Raw genomic sequence first — 21687 nt, forward strand, 5'->3', positions numbered from 1 at the left:
CGAATTGTATTTCATGTCACATTTCCTATCTATTTAGTGAACTAAAATCAAAAAGTGCGTGTTTACTGGCTCTTATCTAGATGTGTTGATTACATTTTATTAACTGATTTGTCACTTATGATGACTGGTATGAAGTAAGGCAGAATGCGTATCAGCATTGAGTTACCCGCTTAAATAACAAACCCTAAGGAGGCTCTATGCCCGACAGTGAGTTGGTTTCATTGCGCAGTGTCAGCAAGCAATTTGTTGATGGTAATGAAGTACACACAGTACTTCGCGACTGCGAACTGGTGATGGCTGCTGGCTCGAGCATTGCGTTAATGGGAGCGAGCGGGAGTGGTAAAAGTACGTTGATGAACATCATTGCGGGCTTTGAGCCTTTAAATTCAGGAAAGCTTGTCCTTGATGGCCAAGAGACGAGTCAATGGCGAGATAGTGACTGGAGTGAGTTTCGCATCCACAAGTTAGGTGTTGTGTTCCAGCAGTTCAACCTATTAACGCCACTCAATGTGCGTCAAAACATTGCGTTTCCGCTGTCTCTTGCTAAAAAGCAATGGAATGGCTGGTGTGATTACTTAGTAGAGACATTAGGTCTCAGTGGTCTACTTGATAGGCATGTCGCGGCGTTATCCGGTGGGCAGCAGCAAAGAGTTGCCATCGCGAGAGCGCTTGCTAGCGAGCCTAAGTTGCTTTTAGCAGATGAGCCAACGGGTAATTTGGATGAGCAATCGGGCAGAGAGGTGATGCAGCTTTTGGCCGACATTACTCAGCAAGGTAATACGGCGGTGCTTTTGGTCACGCACAGTGAGGAGTGCGCAGCTTTTATGCAGTCGAGATTACGTTTAGTGAACGGACAGCTCTATGACGCGAGTTAAGCTCTGGCATCTAGTGCTCGCACTGCGCATTTATGCCCGTCATTATCTGCAAGCACCATTGCAAGCCGCCTCTATATTGATCGGTATTGTGCTTGCGGTGATGTTGTTTGTTGCGGTGCAAGCGATAAACCTAAATGCAAAGCGCAGCTACGCTGATGCCGCAGAGCAACTGAGTCTGCCCGCCTCGCACTTTATCATTCCTCCTACTGGACAAAAGTATTTCTCAAACGAGCTCTATTTTCAGCTCAGGCAGGCTGGATTGAGCCAATCACTGGCGGTGCTTGAAGGACGCGTTCGCTCATCCGAAGGGTGGCGATACTCAGTGCAGGGCAGTGACGTCGTTGCGGCTGTTACCGCGACCATGAATCGTGGACGTGAAGACGGTAAGCAACCGGTTTTTCTGTTTGATCAGCAATTGCCATTGACTGGCATGCTTCAAGGTGAACCCATCGCTTTGGTGAGTGAACAACAGTTTGAGCAAATGGGGCGCCCTAGCCAGTTGATACTCGATGACACCAAGACACAAATTTATGCCGTGCCAGATCAATGGCAACTGGGTAATCGAATGCTGGTGGACATTAGCTTCGCGGAGCGGTTACTCAATCGCTCTGGGCAGCTTAGCTACATAGCGGTATTTAGAAATCACAGCGTGCAAGAGAAGCAATGGAAGAGTCTCGTCGCAGCGCAAGGCCAGTGGATTGAAAATACTCAAAGCAGCGATCTCGATTCACTGACAGATAGTTTCCACCTAAACCTAACCGCAATGAGCATGTTGGCTTTTTTGGTAGGGCTGTTTATTGCCTACAATGGCGTGAAGTACAGTTTGTTAAAGCGCAGGCGATTGCTGGTTCAGCTGCAGCAAGCGGGACTTGTTTCCACAACCGTGTTTGCTGCTTTGTTGGTTGAGCTGGCCATCATGGTTCTGCTCGGATCCTTGCTTGGTTTTATATTCGGAATGCAGCTCAGTCACTGGCTTCACCCAACGGTAGCATTGACGTTAGAGCAGCTTTACGGCGCGACCCTACTGCCGGGAACGTGGCAATGGAGCTGGTTGTTTCAAGCTCTCGCCATCACGCTGGTGGCTGCTCTTGGGGCATGTTGGCAACATTTTCGAGCAAGCGTGCAGCAGCCTTTATCGGTACACAGTGGCTATTACGCCCTTCCAGAACCACAGAAGACCACCCAGCTATTGGTTGTGGCCATTGGTTTAACGATATTGGCCGTACTTGGTTTAGTACTGAGCCATCACTTCAGAATCACCATGTTCTGGCTTGGAGCACTGGTGGTTGCCACGCCGCTCTATCTTCCCAAAGGACTGCTATTGCTGAGCGCTTGGGCTGAAAAGTTATTTAACAGTGGGTTAAAACACTATCTCGTCGCTGAACTCAAAGAGTTGGTCGCGCCGTTATCACTCGCGATGATGGCACTGCTGCTGGCCATGACAGCGAACCAGGCGATGAATACCTTAGTGGTGAGTTTTGAGCATACATTGAAACAGTGGCTAGAGCAGCGCCTTCATGCGGACATTTATATCAGTCCCGCCCAAAGTGAGATGAGCAGCATTCAAAGTAGGTTGCAGTCTATGCCAGGAGTCAGTGCCATCTTCACTCAAAGCTATTTAAATACGACGGTTTCTAACCTTCCAACCAAGCTAGGTACTAAAGACACGTTAACCCTAGAACAAACGATGGTAGCCAAAGAAATGGTGGAAGATTTCTGGCCACGTTTTTATCAAATGGAGCTAGCGGCTATCAGTGAGCCAATGGCGGTGAAACTTGGATTAGCCCTTGGTGATGAGCTAGAAGTGGCGGAGCTAAACACTGCGCTTGAAAAGTCGCTAAAAGTGGGGGCAATTTTTTATGATTACGGCTCACCGACAGGGGAGCTTTTAATCGCTCCCGAACTGTGGCAGCGCGCTGAATTTTCGCCTGTACCGACTAGCCTGGGTATTAAATCAGAACTTGATAGCGATGATATGCGCAGGCGATTGATGGACGAATTTGGATTAAGCGACAACCAGCTCTACGATCAACAACAAATCAAAACCATCGCACTCGAGATTTTCTCGCAGACTTTTGCAGTCACAAAAGCATTGAACGGTGTAACGTTAATGGTGGCCGTCATCGGGTTGTTTAGTGCTTGCTTCATGCTTATAGAAGCGCGCAAAGCAGCTATAGCTAGGTTGTATGCGCTTGGGGTACGAAGTCGAGTATTGCTGGGCATGGTTGTGATGCAGATGGTGGTGTTGGTCTGCTTTACTCTATGCCTTGCATTGCCTCTTGGTGCGTTGGTGGGGTACGTGTTAACCGATATGGTCACCCTGCGCGCGTTTGGGTGGAGCCTGCAATTTGTTTGGAGTTGGAGTGATATCGCGATGCTATCACTGGTGAGTATCGTAACGGCATCAGCGGCGACAGCATTGCCTTTGTGGCGTTTGGTGAAACGTCCAGCAATGTCGAGTCTTCAGAGTGAGGTGCTGTGATGAAAAATAGCGCCTACCGTCTTTTAGTGACAATGTTGCCACTCTTACTTCTATTGAGCGGTTGCGAGGAGCCTAAATCACAAGGCTTTGGCGCCATGCTTGGACAAGATGAGCAAGGCTTTTCCAAGGTAACGGCCGATCGAAATATCGAGTTTCCCAAAGATCACCAAGCACATAATGATTTTCGCTATGAGTGGTGGTATCTCACTGCAAACTTAGAAAACAGTGCAGGCGAAACATTTGGCGTTCAATGGACGCAGTTTCGAATCGCTTTAGCACCAGAAGGGGCGCAAAACTTAGAACAACAAGAGGTAAGCTGGAACAGTACGCAGATTTACATGGCGCACAGCGCAATCACCACGCCAACGCTTCATCTTGCTCAAGAGAAATGGTCTCGCGCTCATCCAAAAATGGCAGGTGTGACTGAGCGGCCATTTCGTGTGTACTTGGATGATTGGCAATGGAATAGTGAGACTGACGACATGTTCCCGGCCACACTGTCCGTTGCCGCAGATGCATTTAGCTACGAGCTCTCACTCTCTAGCGAGTCTGCCTTTCAGCTTCAGGGTGACAATGGATACAGCGTGAAAAGCGCCGATGGTAGAGTCGCTTCACATTATTACAGTCAGCCGTTTATAGAGGTCACGGGCTCAATTCAAGTAGAAGGACAAACACATCAAGTGACAGGGCAAGCTTGGATAGATCGAGAATGGAGTTCACGTTTTTTGCTCGGCTCTCAGCAAGGTTGGGACTGGTTCGCACTGAGGCTAGACACAGACACTAGCTTGGTGGTGTTTCAGCTCAGAGATACCCAAACAGGGGAAGCTAACTATGCCTATGGCCGATTGATGTATCGTGACCGAGAAGGAATCACCATTAGCGCAGATGAACTCTCTCTAAAGGTAAAAACATACACAGACCTCAATGGCCTCCCGCACCCGACATCGTGGCAACTCGACATACCAACGCACGAGCTATTTTTGACGATAGATGCCATTAATCCCAACGCTAAAATGCCCTTGACCGTACCTTACTGGGAAGGACCTGTGCACATAAAAGGTTCTCATGAAGGTCTGGGGTATATGGAGCTAACGGGTTACTAAGCCGTGTAATGTCGTTCGACACGCAAACTTTAATGTAACGCACGTAATTGGCGTGCTTCGACTTGGTTTGCCATCTCCAACATAGTACACCTCTCTGTAGATGACTTAGGTATTTAAAATTGGAGAGGGTTCATGCAGTCGCTCGTCGCTTTATCGATGTTTTCGATTCTATCGATCATTGCGTTGATTCACGTGTATTGGGCGTTTGGGGGTAAAAAGGGCGTTCAATTGGCGATCCCCAAATTGGAAGGGAGCAATGCGTTTACGCCGGGCGCAGGGGTGACATTTTTAGTGGCGGTGTGTCTTTCGCTGTTTGCTGTACTGTCTTTAGGGTTGATACAGTTAGTGTTCATCGAGCCTGAGGTGCTGGAGTATGTTCAGTGGGCAGGTATTGTTGTCGGAACGATCTTTATTTTAAGAGCGATAGGCGACTTTAAATTGGTTGGCTTTACCAAAAAAAACAAGCAGGGGGATTTTGCTGTGCTTGATAGTATGCTCTACTCTCCGCTGTGTTTATTGCTTGGTTCTGGCTATTTCTATCTGGTCTGGGGTGGCTAGACCCAATAATAAACAAACGAAAAGAGCGCACTGAGGTAGTTAAACCTCGAATGCGCTCCGATGACTAATCGTGACTATTTTTCTGCTTGAGTAAACTCAGACCAGCTCAATACACCTTGTACGGCACGTTTCCAACCGCTATAACGAGTCTCACGTTTTTCCGCATCATCTGATGGAATGAAGGTGCGGTCGATCTCTGCTTTGCCTGAAACCTCTTCCAGTCCGCTCCAGAATCCGACAGCAATACCAGCGAGGTAAGCAGCGCCGAGTGCTGTGACTTCAACCACTTTTGGTCTGTGTACTTCAGTGTTGAGTAAATCCGCTTGGAACTGCATCAAGAAGTTGTTGGCTACCGCGCCGCCGTCTACACGTAGAGAGGCGAGTTCAATGCCAGAGTCAGCTTGCATCGCATCAATCACATCACGACTTTGATAGGCGATACTTTCTAATGTTGCACGGATGATATGGTTGGCACCTGTCCCGCGAGTCATACCAATAATCGTGCCGCGTGCGTAAGCATCCCAGTACGGTGCACCAAGGCCGGTAAAGGCGGGAACCACATACACGCCATTACTTGATTCGACTTTGTTCGCAAAGTACTCGGAGTCTTTTGCATCGCTCAATAGCTTCATTTCATCACGTAGCCATTGGATAGATGCGCCGCCCATGAACACAGAACCTTCAAGCGCATAAGCGAGATCGCCTTTCGGGCCGCATGCGATAGTCGTCAGCAAAGAGTTTTTAGAGGTAATCTTCTCTTTACCGGTATTCATCAGCATAAAGCATCCTGTGCCGTAGGTGTTTTTCGCTTGTCCCGGCTCTACACACATTTGACCGAATAGCGCCGCTTGCTGGTCGCCTGCAATACCCGCAATAGGGATACGTGTACCGCCTTTACCACCAATGTTGGTTTGGCCGTACACTTCTGAAGATGGTTTCACTTCTGGCATCATAGAACGTGGAATATCAAATTCTTTGAGGATACGCTCATCCCATTCAAGCGTATTGATATTGAAAAGCATGGTGCGTGATGCATTGGTGAAATCAGTCACGTGGACGCGGCCTTGCGTCATCTTCCAGACGAGCCATGTGTCTACAGTACCGAACATCAGTTTGCCTTCTTCGGCTAGGTCGCGAGCACCTTCGACGTTGTCGAGAACCCATTTTACTTTGGTGCCTGAAAAGTATGGGTCGAGTACTAGACCTGTGTTCTCGCGAACATATTCTTCGAGGCCGTCGCGTTGTTTAAGCTCTTGGCAGATTTCCGCTGTGCGGCGACATTGCCAAACAATGGCGTTGTAGACTGGCGCACCCGTTTCTTTGTTCCAAACGATGGTTGTTTCACGTTGGTTGGTAATACCGATAGCGGCCACTTCATCGGAAGTGATGCCTTTTTGGCCAAGTGCTTCAATCAGAGTGGAACTCTGCGTGGCATAGATCTCTAGCGGATCATGCTCAACCCACCCAGCTTCTGGATAGATTTGAGTAAATTCTCTTTGGGCGACACTGACAATATTAGCGTCATGGTCAAGAACGACCGTTCGTGAGCTGGTGGTGCCTTGATCAAGAGCGACGATGTATTTCTTAGTCATAATAGTGTCCTTTTGATTTCGTTGTAATTATCTGTAGGGGATAGAGTTAACTTATTAAACGTGTGCTTCCGTGTCGTTGACTTCAGCTTCTTCCTCGCACTGCGCCGGGCTAGTGCAACCCCCTGCAGCAGGAAGATAAGCGCCAATTACTTTTGGATATAGCCAGCCACCAAATAGGCCGCCTGCGATAGTGGCAAAAATTGGAACAATGAAATATGGGATATCTTTCGCTCCCGTCAGTGCATAATCCCAACCAGCAAAGTAGGCAAATAGCTTAGGACCGAAGTCACGTGCTGGGTTCATCGCAAAGCCGGTCAGTGCGCCAAGCGAGCCGCCAATAGTGGCAACAAGTAAACCGATCAATAGTGGTACCATCGCACCGCGAGATTCACCGCCGTTATTGCTATCACCAAACGCTAAAATGCCGAACATGAGAACTGCTGTGATGGTAAATTCCACTGCTGCTGCGCCTAAGAAGGACAGAGAAGCGTGAGGGTAGGTTGAGAAAATACCTGCTGTTGCAAGTGCTTCAGGTGTGTCTCTAGCTACGCCATTGGCGAGCTCCCAGTCAACAAACAAGTTGCTGAACAATCCATATACCAACGCCGCGGCACAGAATGCGCCTGCAACTTGCGATGCGATATAAGGCAGTACCTTATGCTTTTCAAACCCGTGGAATGCGGCAAGAGCAATGGTTACCGCTGGGTTGATGTGAGCACCAGAAACACCTGCGGTGCAATACACAGCAAGCGCCACGGCTAAGCCCCATACAATACTCACTTCCCATTGGCCGAACTCAGCACCGGTTAACACTAACGCTGCAACGCAGCCGACACCCCAAAATATAAGCAAGCCAGTCCCAATAAATTCTGCGATACACTGGCCGAGTAGCGCAGGATCTTTTTTTATACTCATAGTGCTTTCCTTGGTCTTGTTTCATATGCATATCAAATGTGCGCTGGGATTGTAGCTAATTAGACCAGTTAGAAATCTGGCTTAGATCTCATATGTGCGTACGAAAGTTAAAAATGTTCGAATTATGTTCATAAATGTTATCTAAAGCACATTTTATGTTCGTTTTGGTTATTTTGCGCGAAATGGAGCAGGGTTTCGTTTGCTTTAGCTGCAATCGAATACAGTAATGGACAGATTTGGTGTGGCGACTATTTAAAACCTTACCAATACCAAGTAAACTCGAGGTTCACCATGGTTTTAACGCGAGGGAGTGTGGTTGAAAGCGATAAAAAGACATCAGGAAATCATTGAATTGGTGACCACGCATGGCTACGTCAGCACGGAAGATTTGGTCGAAAAGTTTCATGTGAGCCCACAAACGATTCGTCGAGACTTAAACGAATTGGCGGATGCGAATAAAATCAAACGTAATCACGGTGGGGCAACCATTGTGACTAGCTCTGAAAATTCGTCCTACCAAAGCCGCAAAGTCTCCAATCAAGCAGAGAAAGAGCGGATTGCTGCGCAGCTCGTCAAACACATACCGAATGGTGCCACGCTGTTTATCGATATTGGTACCACGCCAGAAGCCATTGCCAAAGCGCTATTGGTTGAACACAGTGACTTGCGTATCGTGACCAACAACATCAATGTCGCATCGATGTTGATGCACAAAGAAAGCTTCCGAGTCATTTTAGCGGGTGGTGAAGTTCGTGGCCGTGATGGCGGTGTCACGGGAGAATCGACCATTGATTTTGTTGCTCAGTTCAGACTTGATTTCGGTATTTTGGGCATCAGTGGGATTGACTACGATGGTTCACTATTGGATTTCGATTATCATGAAGTTCGAGTAAAACGCGCAATTATTGAAAACAGCCGGAGCGTTTTGTTGGGAGTCGACCACAGTAAGTTTGGCCGCAATGCGATGGTGAAACTGGGTGGTATCGAAGAAGTCGACTTGGTCATCTCTGATATGAAACCACCAAAAGAGATCTGCAATGTTCTGAAAGATAATGAGATTAACGTTGAAATTGCTTAGCGTCTGATAACGAGTCAGGACTTGAAAGACCAGCCTTTATGGCTGGTTTTTTTGTATTTAGTTTTCGTGCTATGGCTAGTATCGAAACTAAATTGCGCGATATTATGCTCGAACGAACATTTGTGAGCGAAATCTCGAAACTTATTGAGTTTTAATGCCACACTATTTGTGCGTTAATTCAATGGGTGGGATGCAATGAAAGCAATAGCTCGATATCAAACAGAGGTGATCGTTATAGGAGGTGGTGCGACAGGATCTGGCATTATGCGGGACTGCGCATTGCGGGGCATTGATTGTATTTTACTAGAGAGAGATGACTTAGCTTCTGGTACGACAGGGAGAAATCACGGCTTGTTGCATTCTGGTGCTCGTTACGCTGTCACTGATCCAGGTTCTGCGATGGAGTGTATTGCCGAAAATCGCATCTTAAAGTCCATTGCCTCACACTGTATTGAAGATACTGGCGGTATGTTCATCACGCTTCCAGAAGATGAACTCTCCTTTCAAGATGAGTTCGTTGCAGCCTGTGATGTCGCCGGAATCGAGACCGAGCGAATGACGACCAAAGAAGCGCTGCTGTTTGAGCCTAACGCCAACCCAGCAATGCTTGGCGCTATTAAAGTACCGGATGGCACCATTGATCCATTTAGGCTTTGTGCCTCAAACGTACTCGATGCCAAAGAGAGAGGCGCTAGACTATTTAGCCATTGTGTCGTGACCTCGCTCATCCGAGAAGGGGATCGAGTCATTGGTGTTAATGCTTTTAATACACGCACTCAGTTACCGTTTGAGGTGTTTGGGCAAGAGGTCATCAATGCTGCTGGTATTTGGGGACAGACGATATGTGAGTATGCGGATCTCAGCGTAAAAATGTTCCCTGCTAAAGGATCTCTACTGATACTCGACTACCGCATCAATAACCGAGTCATCAATCGATGCCGCAAACCAGCTGATGCCGATATTTTAGTGCCCGGCGACACTATTTCCCTCATCGGAACCACATCCGAACACATTGATTACGACCAAATAGACGATCTTCGTGTGAGTGCCGATGAAGTCGACATTCTCTTGGAAGAAGGTGCGAAGCTTGCGCCAATTATGAGTCAAAGCCGAGTGCTACGCGCTTATGCAGGCGTCAGGCCCTTGGTTTCACTTAGTGAAGACACCAGCGGCCGTAATATCAGCCGCGGCATCGTTCTTGTTGATCACGCGGAGTTTGACGGCCTGCACGGCTTTACCACGATTACCGGCGGCAAGCTAATGACCTACAGACTCATGGCGCAAATGGCGACCGACAGCGTCGCGAAAAAGCTTGGCAACATCAACCCTTGTATCACACACACCACACCTTTGCCTGGCTCTTTTAGTGCCCCAACACCTGCTAAGAAAACCGCAAGTATCGCGAAGCCTGTTTATCATTCTGCGATTGATCGACATGGAGAGCGGGCACTGGCGTTTTTATCTGATGATCAAGCCAGTCAGTCTGTGATTTGTGAGTGTGAGATGGTCACAGCAGGTGAAATTGAATACGCGGTAAAAGCGTTGGATGTGCATAACCTCGTCGACTTGCGCCGAAGAACAAGGTTGGGAATGGGACCATGTCAGGGCGAAATGTGCAGCTATCGAGCAGCCAGTCTATTGGCCGAATACGGTAATTTTTCGGGATACGAAGTTGGAGAGATGCTGCATGACTTTCTTGAAGAGCGCTGGAAGGGCACCAAACCTGTGCTTTGGGGAGATGCTCTACGGGAGGCGGAATTTAGCTATTGGATATATCAAGGGTTATTTGGCGCTGGGGATTTTGAGTTCAAGCAAGATGATGTAAATCACGGCGAAATGAAACAAGCGATAGATAAGGAAGTGGAGGCTGAGCAATGATTGATTATGATGTGGTTGTCATTGGTGGCGGCCTTGCAGGGTTTAGCAGCGCTTTAAGATGTATTGAGCGTGGACTCAAAACCGCCGTGGTTTCTCATGGTCAAAGTGCGATGCATTTTTCATCTGGCTCTATCGATGTGCTGAGTCATTCGCCAACAACTGGCGAAGCAATCAGTAATCCTTTTGATGAAATTGCTGAGCTTGCTAAGACTTCGTCTTTACACCCTTACGCAAAGTTAGGTGAGAAACGGGTCTTCGAATCGCTAAGCTGGTTTCAGAAGTTGATGAGTAAACATGGGCTGCCTTTGAAACATCAAGATTCAATGGATAATCACTATCGAATCAGTAGCCTAGGCACACTAAAGTCCACATGGTTATCTCAACCTTACGTATGGCAACTTGATCATAAATTTGCAGCTCTTAATCAGATTGAACGAGTGATCTTAGTATCGATTGAAGGGTTCCGAGATTTCCAGCCGGAGATTGCCAAAGCCAAGTTGGCGAGTTTACCAATGTCCGCTGATAAAGAGCTGCTCACAGTAAAAATCACGCTTGATACATCAGGTATAGCTCAAAGAAATTGCCACGAATTTCGCTCCATTGATGTGTCTCGGTTGCTGCGTCAAGAGGCAGATTTTGCAAGCGTATGTTCCCAGCTTAGACAAGTTGCCACGCCGAACGACTTGGTGCTGATGCCTTCAATTCTTGGCAATGGAGATGGCTTAGCTCTGATGGAAAAACTGGCCGCTGAAACCCATCTGAAATTGCATGAAGTGCCGACCATGCCGCCATCGCTTTTGGGTATTCGAATAGAAGACACACTAAGACGAGCATTTATTGAAGCGGGTGGTGCGCTTCACGTCGGCGACGAGGTGACGCACGGTGTGTTCAAGCAAAATGGTGAACAGCTTTCGCTTGCGTGTTTGTATACCCGAAAAATGCGAACGGTACCTATCAATACCAAGCATGTGGTGCTGGCATCTGGAAGCTTCTTTAGCAAAGGCCTGAAAGCAGAGCATCATAAGGTGAGCGAGCCCATTTTTGATTTGGATATTGAAGACATCGGCGTGCGGGAATCCTGGTATTCAAAGCACTTTTTCTCCCACAAATCCCATCCATTTATGAATTTTGGTGTGTCAACTAATCGGGAATTCAAGTCCCTTAAAGCGCAGCAGTGTATTGATAATGTCTATTGTGCAGGCTCTATTCTTGCTCATTATGACCCTATCGCTCATGGCTGTGGCGGTGGCGTGGCAATAAGCACTGGTTTCCATGTTGCTGAAGCTATCGCTGAAAGCCAAGAGTCAGCTTGTTATTCACAAAAATTGAGCCACTCACAGCAGCTTAATCAATCACAAAAGAAAGGAGCGCTAGTATGACTGCCGTACGCCCAGCTGAACTTATCGCCGTCGCTAGCCTTCATGGTGATGAGCAAACGAAAACCTTTGAGAACTGCATTAAGTGCACCGTGTGTACCGTCTATTGTCCGGTCGCAAAAGCCAACCCTGAATACCCTGGCCCCAAACAATGTGGCCCTGATGGAGAGCGTTTGAGGCTTAAAAGCCCAGAGTTTTTTGATGATGTACTTAAGCTCTGTACTAATTGCAAGCGCTGTGAAACGGCTTGTCCTTCTGGTGTGCGAATCGGTGACATTATCGCTGCCGCGCGTGGAAAGCATGGGCGCAAACCATTGAGCCTGACAACGGCACGAGATTTCGTTTTGAGCCATACCGATCTGTTTGGTCGCTTAGCCACGCCATTTGCCCCTATTGTTAATAAGCTTACCGAGCAAAGCCTCGTGAAAAAGGCCATGCACCATACGATTCAGGTGCACGATCATAAGTCTTTACCTAAATATTCACATGGCACTTTCCGTCGTTGGTATAAAAAACACGTCGCCGATCAAAGCCAATATCGCCGTCAAATCAGCTATTTTCATGGTTGCTACGTTAACTATAACGATCACAGTGTTGGGCAAAATTTCATTCGTGTCATGAACGCGATGAACATCGGTGTTCAGCTTTTAGAACGAGAGAAGTGCTGTGGCGTGCCCCTGATTGCTAATGGTTTTCACGCCAAAGCAAAGAAAAACGCAGAGCTTAATGTGAGTCAGTTGGAGAAAGCGTTAGAGAGCCGCTCTGAGTCGGTGATCTCAACGTCGTCGACCTGTGCGTTTACCTTACAAGAAGAGTATCCCCATGTACTCGATGTCGATAACCAGAAGGTCGCTGATAAAGTTCACCTATTTAGTCGCTTTATGTTCAGTGAATGGCGTGAGGGCAACTTACCAAAAATGAAGCCACTGGATAAGCGTATTGTTTATCACACGCCTTGCCACTTGGAGCGTAGCGGTGACCATATCTTCACTATTGAGCTTCTAAAAATGATCCCAGGTCTGGAAGTCCAAGTGCTAGATAGCGAGTGCTGCGGGTTGGCCGGAACTTATGGTTACAAGCGAGAAAACTACGATGTATCGATGAAGATAGGTCACGGTTTATTTGAGCAAATTGATCACTCACAGGCCGATCTGGCTGTTTCTGATTGCGAAACGTGTCGTTGGCAAATCGAAGAGAATACAGGGTTATCTTGTGTGCATCCTTTGAGTCTCATTGTAGAAGCACTTGAATGAAGAAAATATGCTTAGTGTAGGGTGTATCTATCCGTAAGGTTTGGTGAAACAGGGACGTTAAAGGTTAGTGTTCTAATTATTATTATGTGCTTGATTAAGCAGCTAGCATATTGAAAGCTGTTTGCCAATTGTTGTTTTTATTATCAAAAACTTAAAAATATTTGCATCGGTAATATCTATACACATGTCCTTTGTAAGGATTTTCTTTAATTTCAGTCAGTTGCCTATTGTTGTGCGAGGGAGATCGTATGTCTAAATCATCAATTTATTGATGTTTTCCAGTTGTTAACAGAATGCTATACCTTGAAATTGACGCGAGCTTTACTTAGAGTGCTAAACGTTACATTACAAAGGACTTTAAAGGCAACTCGACATGGATCCCATTCTGGAAGTTAAGGGACTGTATAAAGTGTTTGGGGGAAACTCGAAGAGAGCGTTCTCATTCACCGACATAGAAGTTGAAAAGTGGAACGTCACGAAGCAGTGTGTAGGTCTTGCTCGTGAACTTTCATCTAACCCTGCTATTCCATTCATGGGCGGGGCTTTTTCGGCTCACTACTCTTTTAATCCAATCGAAATGCAAAACGAATCGACTTGTCTGTACCTGATTCACTTGAACAATGACGACGTATTGCAAGCTGGTTGTCCTGATGACATTCTTCACAATCCTACCAACGGCTATGTAGAAGCCTTTCTTAAAGGCGTTCATGCTGTGAGCCTTCTGTTCATCAATATCATCGCACGCAACATAAACATTGCTATCGCTAGGGTGATTGATTCAAGCTGCAAACAGAGTGTCAGTGAATTTTGTAATAATAACCTACTGTTCATACACTTATTGACAACCCCATATGGAAATCATTATGAAAAACTTAACTAGGACGTTATTGTTTTCGTCTCTTCTTGCTGCAAGTTCCCTTCAAACCGCTTCTGCTAACGAATGCGGTGAAGTGACTATCGCAGACATGAACTGGAACTCTGCAACTCTTATTGCGAACGTAGACAAGTTCATACTTCAACACGGCTTCGATTGTGAAGCAGAACTCGTCCCAGGTGATACTCAACCGACGGGTGCGTCTATGATCTCAAAAGGTCAGCCAGATATTGCACCAGAGTTTTGGAGTAACTCAATGCGTGAAGCCTTGGATATGGGTGTCAAAGACGGTCAAATCCAATACGCAGGTACAACCTTAACGGATGGCGGTGAAGAAGGATTTTGGGTACCAGAATATATGGTCGCTAAAGACCCATCATTGGCAACAATTGAAGGTGTACTCGCCAACGCGAAGATGTTTAAGCACCCAGAAGACCCAAGCAAATCGGCGTTTTACTCTTGTCCAGCTGGCTGGAACTGCCAAATCTCTGCTGGCAACCTATTCACCGCTCTAGGTATGGAAGAAAAAGGATTTGAGGTAATCGATCCAGGGTCAGGTGCTGGTCTGTCTGGTTCAATTGCAAAAGCTTATGAGCGCGAAGAAGCATGGTTTGGTTATTACTGGGCACCGACAGCGGTTCTTGGTAAATACAAAATGGTGAAAGTCGACTTCGGTAGTGGTGTGGACGAGACGATGTTTAAAGAGTGTATCACTCAAGAAACCTGTCTAGAGCCAAAAGCAACTATGTACCCACCATCAATCGTAGAAACGGTTGTGACGACTGACTTTGCTAAGCGTTCTCCACAAGCGATGGCGTACTTTGCCAAGCGTGAGTTTACCAACGCGCAAATGAACGGTCTTTTGGCTTGGATGGAAGACGAGCAAGCCGATGGCGAATACGTGGTTGAACACTTTATGAAAGAGTACAAATCAACGTGGTCTGCATGGTTAACGCCTGAGGTTGCAGCAAAAGTACAAAAAGCAGTAGATGAACTTTAAACCCAAACACTAGTAAAAGGGGCTAGAGATATAGCCCCTTATTATTTGATACAAGCTCGCTATTTTCAAAGGCGAACACAAGGCAGCAGTCATTGCTGTTTCTGGCAGAAGTAATCAAGGAGTAACAGATGTCTAATGCCACGTGGTTGAGTGAAATACCTCAATTAGACCGCAAACAACTATTAGAAATAAGAAAAACCTTAGACGGTGCCTATCGAGATTTCTCTCGAGAATACGGCGACACCATCGAATCTCTATTCGACCCATTATTGAGCTTCTTGATTTGGTTTGAGAAGTTACTGCTTTCCAGCCCTTGGTGGCTAATTATCGGAATTCTGGTTGGTCTTGCTTATGTGGCGAGCCGATCTTGGAAACTCAGCGCCTCTGTCGGTATCGCTTTCTTTGTAATTGGCTTTTTCGGTATGTGGGACAATACGATGCGAACCATGAGCATCATTTTAGTCTCAACCATGCTCGCAATTGCCCTCGGGATACCCACCGGGATCCTCATGGCTCAGTCGAAAAAAGCCAGAGCCATCATTACCCCTATACTTGACGTAATGCAAACCATGCCGGCGTTTGTGTATTTGATTCCTGTGGTCATGCTCCTTGGTATCGGCAAAATTCCCGGTGTTATCGCGGTTGTGATTTACGCCATCCCGCCAGTCATCCGATTGACGGATTTAGGGATACGACTTGTCGACAAAGAAGTGCTAGAGGCGGCCACTGCATACGGTGCGAGCCCTACACAGCGCCTTTTTGGAGTTCAGGTGCCGCTGGCAATGCCTAACATCATGGCTGGTATCAACCAAACCATTATGATGGCGCTAGCGATGGTCGTGATTGCTTCGATGATCGGTGTAAAAGGCTTGGGACAACCGGTTCTAAAATCGATTACTAACCAATATTTCACGCTCGGTCTACTCAATGGCCTTGCTATCGTGGCGCTAGCCATTATTTTTGACCGTGTTTCACAAAGTTATGCAAAACGTACTCAAGCTCACTTAGGAGGTAGAGAATAATGTCCACTACTCAACCTCAGCCAATGGTTCAAATTAAGAATCTATATAAGATTTTTGGTCCTAAAGATAAGTCTTATCTCCAAGCTGTAAAGGATGGCGAATCAAAAGATGATCTTCTAGCGCGTACTGGCCATACCCTCGGTCTCAAGGACATCAACCTAGATGTCTATCCGGGAGAAATTTTTGTGATTATGGGTCTATCTGGCTCAGGAAAATCCACACTTATCCGACACTTCAATCGCCTCATTGACCCAAGTGAAGGGGAGATTATTGTTGATGGCTCCGATGTTATGAAACTCTCTGACAAAGAGTTACGTGATTTTAGGCGTCATAAGATGTCTATGGTATTTCAGCGCTTTGGCTTACTTCCACACAAAACCGTGATTGATAACGTTGCGTACGGATTGCAAATCCAAGGAATGAGTAAAACAGAGCGATTCGAAAAAGCCAGAGATTGGATCAAGACCGTTGGTCTAGAAGGTTATGAAGCGCAGTATCCTAGCCAGTTATCTGGCGGACAACAGCAACGTGTTGGACTTGCTCGCGCGCTGTGTACTGACGCCGAGATCTTGCTGATGGACGAAGCCTTCTCTGCTCTCGATCCCCTCATTCGTAGTGAAATGCAAGATCAGTTGATCGAGCTTCAAGAAAAGCTTCATAAAACCATCATTTTCATTACTCATGATTTGGATGAAGCACTTCGGATTGGTGATCGTATCGCCATCTTGAGAGACGGTGTCGTCGTCCAGCAAGACAAACCCGTTGATATCCTGCTTAATCCAGCAGATGATTACGTAGAAGCGTTTGTTAAAGATGTGAACCGAGCTCGAGCACTGACGGTTGAGACGGTTATGCAGCCTCCTGTGCTTCGTATCACAGCGGAAACACTGGGCGAAGCGATAAGCCAGATGCGAAAATCTTCCGAGGACTATGGATACGTTGTTAACGATGACGGTTACCAAGGTGTCATTACTCAAGAAACGTTAGATCAAGTGAACAAAAACGATTATCACAAAGAGATACCGGAAGATTTGTTAGATGACGTACCTGCCGTTCAAAGCGATGCACTGCTTGAAGAGGTGATCCCTGAGACGCTCGATAGTGATCACCCACTTCCTGTTGTCGATGATAACGGTGACCTTCAAGGCCATCTATCTAAGTCGACACTTGCAGAAGTACTAAGTGATAGCGCAACGAGTGAACCTTCAGAAAGCAATGACTCAACGGTCGATGAACGTTTATCTGATAAAGGCGCAGCGTAGAGCAAGAGGCTTGATAAACTCCAACTTGTAGGTTGGTGAGTTCACCATAAAAAGCAAAGCGCAAACCGATGGTTTGCGCTTTTTTGTTGAGTGTAGCTTTTTTATTGAATGTGACTTGGGCAAAAACAGCAGTGTGTAAAAAAAGCATTTTTGTAAAATTGACAGTGTAAAAATTTTGTTGTGAAATTGTTTGTAAAAAAGCGCTATTCTAAAAATCAAGCGGTAACCAAACGGTCATAAAGAAGTAACAGAGCTTGGTTAATGCAGTACTCAAAGTAGCTGAAGGAATAGACTATGAAAATGCAAACATTCGATAATACACAACAACAAAATCCACAAAACTTTATCGCACAAGCCGTGTTTGCCGTTGAAATGGTCGACGCAGGCGAGCCTACGCAAAAGCAGAAAATGGCCAAGCAGCTTCTTGATACGCTGTTCCCGCTTGAAAACGGTTCACACGAGGATGTAGTGAGCTACGAAATCAACTATCGCCATGTACAAGCCTTCTTCAAAAATGGCCAGCATAGCGGTCTACGCCACAACAAACACTTTGTTGCTTACACTGGCGACGAGTGCAACCCGGACAATATCTTGTTCCGCGACGAAAGCGGTACGCATGTAGAAATGACCATCGCTCGCCGCAAAGGCACAGGTTGCCTTGAGCTAGTAGAGATTGATGACATTCAAATCGAAACATGCACGACGTTTGGTGCAGACAAAGAGATGGGACTACGTCACTGGGTTAGCCTGGTAAAAGGGGACGAGAAACGTCATCCATCGGCGAGCAATGAAGATAAAGAGTATGTGGCTAAGGGTGGGGACGACTACTGTTTGACCTTTAGTTATGCTTGCTAGACTGAATAGAGATTCTTTTCTGAGCCCACCACTCCGGTGGGCTTTTTATTGGTTCATCGCGGCTTTCCGGGGAAGGCCGCTTTAATCTTTAGAAAGAAGTAGTCCGTGTCTCGGTAACCATAACCCATTCGCTTGATGAGTTTTATCTTGTTATTGATACCTTCCAAGGTGCAAGTATTCAGATGGTATGAAGCTGATGCCACTATTCCGTGAAGGTAAGGTTTGAGCTTTCTAGCAAAATTAATAAGAGGTTGTATGCCACTTTCATTCACCTGCTGCCACCATACTTCCCATAAACCTTTAGCGTGCTCCTCTGAGTCACAATACCAAAGTTCCTTGAGTTGAGCTCCAAGCAGATGAGTGATCATGAGGTCTCGGTTGATTGAGAGTATTTCATCAAGATAACTCTGTTGTTTTACGTTCAAGTTCTCTCGGTTTTTCAGAAGCACCCAACGGGAACGTTTTATCCAACGACGTGCTTTCTTGTCCGTTTTTAATTGATTTGCTTGGTCTACACGAACCCTATCCATGACCTCTCGACCGAACTTGGCTACAACATGAAACATGTCATAGACAATACGAGCATTTGGGCAATGCGCCTGCACTTCAAGGTCAAAAGCTGTGTTCATATCCATTGCCACAACTTCAATGTTGACGGCATTGTCGCCGAGCTCTTCAAAGAATGGGCGAATGTCCTTTCGGCTTCGGCCTATGCCAATCCAAAGCACTTGGTGTGTTTGAGCATCAGCAATGACCGTCGCATATCTGTGCCCCTTGAAGATGGCGAACTCGTCCATAACAAGTTGACGCAAATCACTCCAAGGCACCGTTGGCACAACTCGCTTAAGACGTTGTTTATCAATTTCTTTAATCGTATGCCAATGCACTCCGGTCAGCTCGGAGATATGCTTGATAGGCAATAGGGGCAGTAACTTTTCAATATAGCCCTTCAAGCGATTTGTGATTCGAGCATATGGTGCAACCCATGGTATAGCTTCCGTTTTTACGCCACAGTCAGGACAGTTTATCCGTCGAGTTTGTACCAAAAGCTCAACAGGAATATCGAACATCATTGTTTCTTTTAGCACTCGCCATTGGTAGTCATGAATAGAGTCGGATGAGCGACCGCATTGGCAGTGAGCGGTAGAGTCAGGCTTCAAGGTGATTGTAATTAAGGAGTCAGTTTTGTGGGACTTTATGACTTCAAAGCCTTCCCAGAAGGAAGATAGGAAAGTATTATTCGACATGAAAACGGTAGTTTTTGGCAGGTTGTGTTTGGCGATGTAACCATACCATTAACTACCGTTTTTGTTTTCAGCTCCCGCTAATCCGCGATGAACCTTTTTATTTGGAAGTGTGCGCGAGTTATTTAGAATGGGAAGACGTGACGGTGAAATCGATCTTAGACATAACGTCGAACGTTCAATATCGAGAAGAGTTTGATAACCCTGTTGCCGAAGTATGGGCACATGAATCTGTAGTTGGATGGAGAAATGTCGCTCAAGGCAAGCCATCAACCAATCGCGAGTTCTTGAATTCGATGCAAAAAATGACTGACACCGTGATGGCGTCTATTTCGGATTACTACAGACAGCAGTAGCGGAAGTCAGCATTTGATATTGGAAAGCTCGGTGCGCTGTAGCAAGATTGCAGTGCACTAGAGCAAGACTCCAGTACTGACGCAGTTACCCTCTGCGTCAAATCGCATGAGTATTTTCCCCTGTTTGATTAAAAGGTGTCGCCGGATATCGGCAAACTGCCATTCCTTCCATTGGAAACATAAGGTGTCGTTTTCTACCCACCAATACCCTTCATCCTGGTCATTAGGTCGGTCTGAAACGCCAAACATACGGCCATCGGCTTGGAAGGTGATGGTGTAGGGAATTTTAAAACAGTCGCTGGTCAATAGTGTGTGTTGAGTAAGCACTGAGCGAATATCGTCACCCTTTAGTCTTTGCCCCCGCGTCGACTCTACACTGCTAATCGGTAAGATTTTCTTAGCGAGAATGGAGAGTTGACGTATTCCCTCGCGAATATGGGTTTCTTCGATAGAATTAAAACTGAGTCGAAAGCAATTAGCGCTGGGCCTCGAGAAATAATACTGTTCGCCAGAGTTAATCAGTATCCCTTGTTTTTCGGCAAGTTCGGCTAACCTATGTGCGTCAAATCCATGTTTGTAGTCTATCCAAAAAGCAGTGCCGGAAAGTGAAGGGGCAGCCCCAGATTGAGGGAAGTAGTAGTTCAGAGCCTTTTCCATGGTCAGCCACTTTTGACGCAGATTACTGACAAGTTTTTTTAACAACGAGTCGCAATGTCCGAGGCTCAAAAATAGCGCTAACGTTTTGCAGTTGTTTTGAGGCGGGTAACAGTGGTTTTTACGTTGTAACTGCATGGCGCTTTTAATCAATGGAGGCGATGCAACCATAAAGCCTAAACGCAAACCTGGAGCGATGGTGGAAGAAAAACTCGATAAATAGATGATGCGTTCAGAATTAAACTCACCTTTTAACGCAAGGGTGTCGGCTTCTAAAAAATTCACTTCGTTTTCAAAGTCATCTTCAATGATGATGACATCGTGCTGTTCTGCCGCATCAAGGAGTGCTTTTCGCCGTTTAGTCGGCATTCGGACGGTGGTCGGAAACTGGTTGCTTGGGGTTGTATACACCAGGTTACAGTCGGCTAAATCTGAGTTAACCACCAGACCATTGTCATCCACATCCAGCGGGATCATGTGTGCGTTGTTTGCTGCAAGTTGATGGTATGCCTCGGGATAGCCAGGGTTTTCTATGCCAACAACGGTGCTTTTCGTGGTTAGCAGTTGGCTAATTAAGTTGAGGCTTTGCTGTGAGCCCTGTGTCACGATAATTTCATCTGCTTGGGCGAAGATTCCGCGTCTTGGGAGTACTCGAGTGCGAATTTGCTCAATTAAGTCGTCATAGTCTTTGTTGACCGACGTCCACAATTTGCTGTTGGATTTGTTCAAACACTGGATACTACAGCGTCGCCATTCCGCGACGGGGAAGGTACTTTCATCGACCATTCCGTGGACGAATCGATAGGGATAACCTTCTGAAATTGGCGGCTCTAAATCAAATACTTCCTGCTTCTCTGCGAGGTAGCGTCCCCAATCTAACGTGTTATTCGGTTTGGTTTTAGTGGTCTGAGAGTGAAACTCTATATCCGGATTGATAAAGTAGCCACGGCGTTCTCTAGAAATAAAGAAGCCATCATCATTAAGTTGCTCGTAGACTCTTAATACTGTATTTCGAGACACATTTAAGCTCATTGCTAATTTACGAGATGAAGTTACTGGAGTCTGTTTGTCAATAAACCCGCTCGCAATCGCTTGAGTAATACCTATCTTTATTTGATCTTGTAACGAGAGAGTATGAGCAGTATCAATGTGGATATATTTTTCGAGCATATGAGGTCAACTTGTTAACTTTTCTATCATTATTTGACAGGATTTCGTTTTATGTTGAGATGTTTGTCCCATTTGTGAAAAATGTTGCAAATGTATTTTTTATTTAACATCAATAGGATGGCAGACGGTTTAATGGATTT

18 protein-coding genes are annotated in these 21687 nt (G+C 46.2%); 14 read left to right on the forward strand and 4 right to left on the reverse strand.

Annotation, left to right across the window (positions count from 1 at the left end; genetic code table 11):
• Nucleotides 1-197: 197 nt before the first annotated feature.
• The 4 genes from AAA946_RS06760 to AAA946_RS06775 all read left to right on the forward strand — a co-directional run bounded on the left by AAA946_RS06760 (nt 198) and on the right by AAA946_RS06775 (nt 5018).
• Nucleotides 198-875, forward strand: coding sequence for an ABC transporter ATP-binding protein (locus AAA946_RS06760; RefSeq protein WP_338164175.1), 678 nt, complete (start codon nt 198-200; stop codon nt 873-875).
• On the forward strand, nt 862-3357 hold the full coding sequence (locus AAA946_RS06765; RefSeq protein WP_338164176.1) for an ABC transporter permease: 2496 nt from the start codon (nt 862-864) through the stop codon (nt 3355-3357). Before AAA946_RS06760 ends, AAA946_RS06765 begins: the two co-directional genes overlap by 14 nt.
• Nucleotides 3357-4460 (forward strand): lipocalin-like domain-containing protein, encoded by a 1104-nt coding sequence (locus AAA946_RS06770; protein ID WP_338164177.1) that lies wholly within the window; start codon nt 3357-3359, stop codon nt 4458-4460. Before AAA946_RS06765 ends, AAA946_RS06770 begins: the two co-directional genes overlap by 1 nt.
• A 132-nt stretch (nt 4461-4592) precedes the next feature.
• Nucleotides 4593-5018, forward strand: a complete 426-nt coding sequence (locus AAA946_RS06775; protein WP_338164178.1) for a DUF3995 domain-containing protein — start codon at nt 4593-4595, stop codon at nt 5016-5018.
• 74 nt (nt 5019-5092) lie between these two features.
• Here the strand turns inward: AAA946_RS06775 and glpK are convergent, their stop codons facing one another.
• Both glpK and AAA946_RS06785 read right to left on the reverse strand, forming a co-directional pair.
• A complete protein-coding gene (gene glpK / locus AAA946_RS06780; RefSeq protein ID WP_338165786.1) occupies nt 5093-6613 on the reverse strand; it encodes a glycerol kinase GlpK in 1521 nt (506 codons plus the stop codon).
• Between the two features lie 51 nt (nt 6614-6664).
• Complete coding sequence (locus AAA946_RS06785; protein WP_042498305.1) at nt 6665-7525, reverse strand: MIP/aquaporin family protein; 861 nt, start codon at nt 7523-7525, stop codon at nt 6665-6667.
• Nucleotides 7526-7841: 316 nt separating this feature from the next.
• Between AAA946_RS06785 and AAA946_RS06790 the strand changes: the two genes are divergently transcribed.
• The 9 genes from AAA946_RS06790 to AAA946_RS06830 all read left to right on the forward strand — a co-directional run bounded on the left by AAA946_RS06790 (nt 7842) and on the right by AAA946_RS06830 (nt 18123).
• Nucleotides 7842-8603 (forward strand): DeoR/GlpR family transcriptional regulator, encoded by a 762-nt coding sequence (locus tag AAA946_RS06790; RefSeq protein ID WP_112461585.1) that lies wholly within the window; start codon nt 7842-7844, stop codon nt 8601-8603.
• 195 nt (nt 8604-8798) lie between these two features.
• On the forward strand, nt 8799-10481 hold the full coding sequence (gene glpA, locus AAA946_RS06795; RefSeq protein ID WP_338164179.1) for an anaerobic glycerol-3-phosphate dehydrogenase subunit A: 1683 nt from the start codon (nt 8799-8801) through the stop codon (nt 10479-10481).
• Nucleotides 10478-11860, forward strand: a complete 1383-nt coding sequence (gene glpB / locus AAA946_RS06800; protein WP_338164180.1) for a glycerol-3-phosphate dehydrogenase subunit GlpB — start codon at nt 10478-10480, stop codon at nt 11858-11860. The genes glpA and glpB overlap by 4 nt, the downstream gene beginning before the upstream one ends.
• A complete protein-coding gene (glpC, locus tag AAA946_RS06805; protein ID WP_338164181.1) occupies nt 11857-13110 on the forward strand; it encodes an anaerobic glycerol-3-phosphate dehydrogenase subunit GlpC in 1254 nt (417 codons plus the stop codon). The genes glpB and glpC overlap by 4 nt, the downstream gene beginning before the upstream one ends.
• 373 nt (nt 13111-13483) lie before the next feature.
• Nucleotides 13484-13990 carry a hypothetical protein gene (locus AAA946_RS06810; protein ID WP_338164182.1) on the forward strand — a complete coding sequence of 169 codons (507 nt, stop codon included), beginning with the start codon at nt 13484-13486 and terminating at the stop codon, nt 13988-13990.
• Complete coding sequence (locus AAA946_RS06815; RefSeq protein ID WP_338164183.1) at nt 13974-14984, forward strand: ABC transporter substrate-binding protein; 1011 nt, start codon at nt 13974-13976, stop codon at nt 14982-14984. Before AAA946_RS06810 ends, AAA946_RS06815 begins: the two co-directional genes overlap by 17 nt.
• Nucleotides 14985-15112: 128 nt before the next feature.
• Nucleotides 15113-16006 carry an ABC transporter permease subunit gene (locus tag AAA946_RS06820; protein ID WP_112461590.1) on the forward strand — a complete coding sequence of 298 codons (894 nt, stop codon included), beginning with the start codon at nt 15113-15115 and terminating at the stop codon, nt 16004-16006.
• Nucleotides 16006-17268 (forward strand): quaternary amine ABC transporter ATP-binding protein, encoded by a 1263-nt coding sequence (locus AAA946_RS06825; protein WP_338164184.1) that lies wholly within the window; start codon nt 16006-16008, stop codon nt 17266-17268. The genes AAA946_RS06820 and AAA946_RS06825 overlap by 1 nt, the downstream gene beginning before the upstream one ends.
• Before the next feature lie 294 nt (nt 17269-17562).
• A complete protein-coding gene (locus AAA946_RS06830; protein ID WP_112479782.1) occupies nt 17563-18123 on the forward strand; it encodes a hypothetical protein in 561 nt (186 codons plus the stop codon).
• 53 nt (nt 18124-18176) lie between these two features.
• Here AAA946_RS06830 and AAA946_RS06835 read toward each other — a convergent pair whose 3' ends face one another.
• The gene (locus AAA946_RS06835) at nt 18177-19370 is read right to left on the reverse strand and encodes an ISL3 family transposase (protein WP_338164185.1); all 1194 of its coding nucleotides are present in this window, start codon (nt 19368-19370) and stop codon (nt 18177-18179) included.
• A 143-nt stretch (nt 19371-19513) separates the two neighbouring features.
• On the opposite strand from AAA946_RS06835, the gene AAA946_RS06840 reads away from it, so the two are divergent.
• On the forward strand, nt 19514-19723 hold the full coding sequence (locus tag AAA946_RS06840) for a hypothetical protein (RefSeq protein ID WP_338164186.1): 210 nt from the start codon (nt 19514-19516) through the stop codon (nt 19721-19723).
• A gap of 57 nt (nt 19724-19780) precedes the next feature.
• Here AAA946_RS06840 and pdxR read toward each other — a convergent pair whose 3' ends face one another.
• Nucleotides 19781-21547, reverse strand: coding sequence for a MocR-like pyridoxine biosynthesis transcription factor PdxR (gene pdxR, locus AAA946_RS06845; protein ID WP_338164187.1), 1767 nt, complete (start codon nt 21545-21547; stop codon nt 19781-19783).
• Nucleotides 21548-21687: the final 140 nt, after the last annotated feature.

It is taken from the genome of Vibrio sp. 10N, from assembly GCF_036245475.1.
In the GTDB taxonomy this organism is placed as follows: domain Bacteria; phylum Pseudomonadota; class Gammaproteobacteria; order Enterobacterales; family Vibrionaceae; genus Vibrio.

Coding starts and splice junctions, on each gene's coding strand:
- AAA946_RS06760 (WP_338164175.1), top strand. CDS start 198: ATGCCCGACAGTGAGTTGGTTTCATTGCGCAGTGTCAGCAAGCAATTT.
- AAA946_RS06765 (WP_338164176.1), top strand. CDS start 862: ATGACGCGAGTTAAGCTCTGGCATCTAGTGCTCGCACTGCGCATTTAT.
- AAA946_RS06770 (WP_338164177.1), top strand. CDS start 3,357: ATGAAAAATAGCGCCTACCGTCTTTTAGTGACAATGTTGCCACTCTTA.
- AAA946_RS06775 (WP_338164178.1), top strand. CDS start 4,593: ATGCAGTCGCTCGTCGCTTTATCGATGTTTTCGATTCTATCGATCATT.
- AAA946_RS06785 (WP_042498305.1), bottom strand. CDS start 7,525: ATGAGTATAAAAAAAGATCCTGCGCTACTCGGCCAGTGTATCGCAGAA.
- glpA (WP_338164179.1), top strand. CDS start 8,799: ATGAAAGCAATAGCTCGATATCAAACAGAGGTGATCGTTATAGGAGGT.
- glpB (WP_338164180.1), top strand. CDS start 10,478: ATGATTGATTATGATGTGGTTGTCATTGGTGGCGGCCTTGCAGGGTTT.
- glpC (WP_338164181.1), top strand. CDS start 11,857: ATGACTGCCGTACGCCCAGCTGAACTTATCGCCGTCGCTAGCCTTCAT.
- AAA946_RS06810 (WP_338164182.1), top strand. CDS start 13,484: ATGGATCCCATTCTGGAAGTTAAGGGACTGTATAAAGTGTTTGGGGGA.
- AAA946_RS06815 (WP_338164183.1), top strand. CDS start 13,974: ATGAAAAACTTAACTAGGACGTTATTGTTTTCGTCTCTTCTTGCTGCA.
- AAA946_RS06820 (WP_112461590.1), top strand. CDS start 15,113: ATGTCTAATGCCACGTGGTTGAGTGAAATACCTCAATTAGACCGCAAA.
- AAA946_RS06825 (WP_338164184.1), top strand. CDS start 16,006: ATGTCCACTACTCAACCTCAGCCAATGGTTCAAATTAAGAATCTATAT.
- AAA946_RS06830 (WP_112479782.1), top strand. CDS start 17,563: ATGAAAATGCAAACATTCGATAATACACAACAACAAAATCCACAAAAC.
- AAA946_RS06835 (WP_338164185.1), bottom strand. CDS start 19,370: ATGTCGAATAATACTTTCCTATCTTCCTTCTGGGAAGGCTTTGAAGTC.
- pdxR (WP_338164187.1), bottom strand. CDS start 21,547: ATGCTCGAAAAATATATCCACATTGATACTGCTCATACTCTCTCGTTA.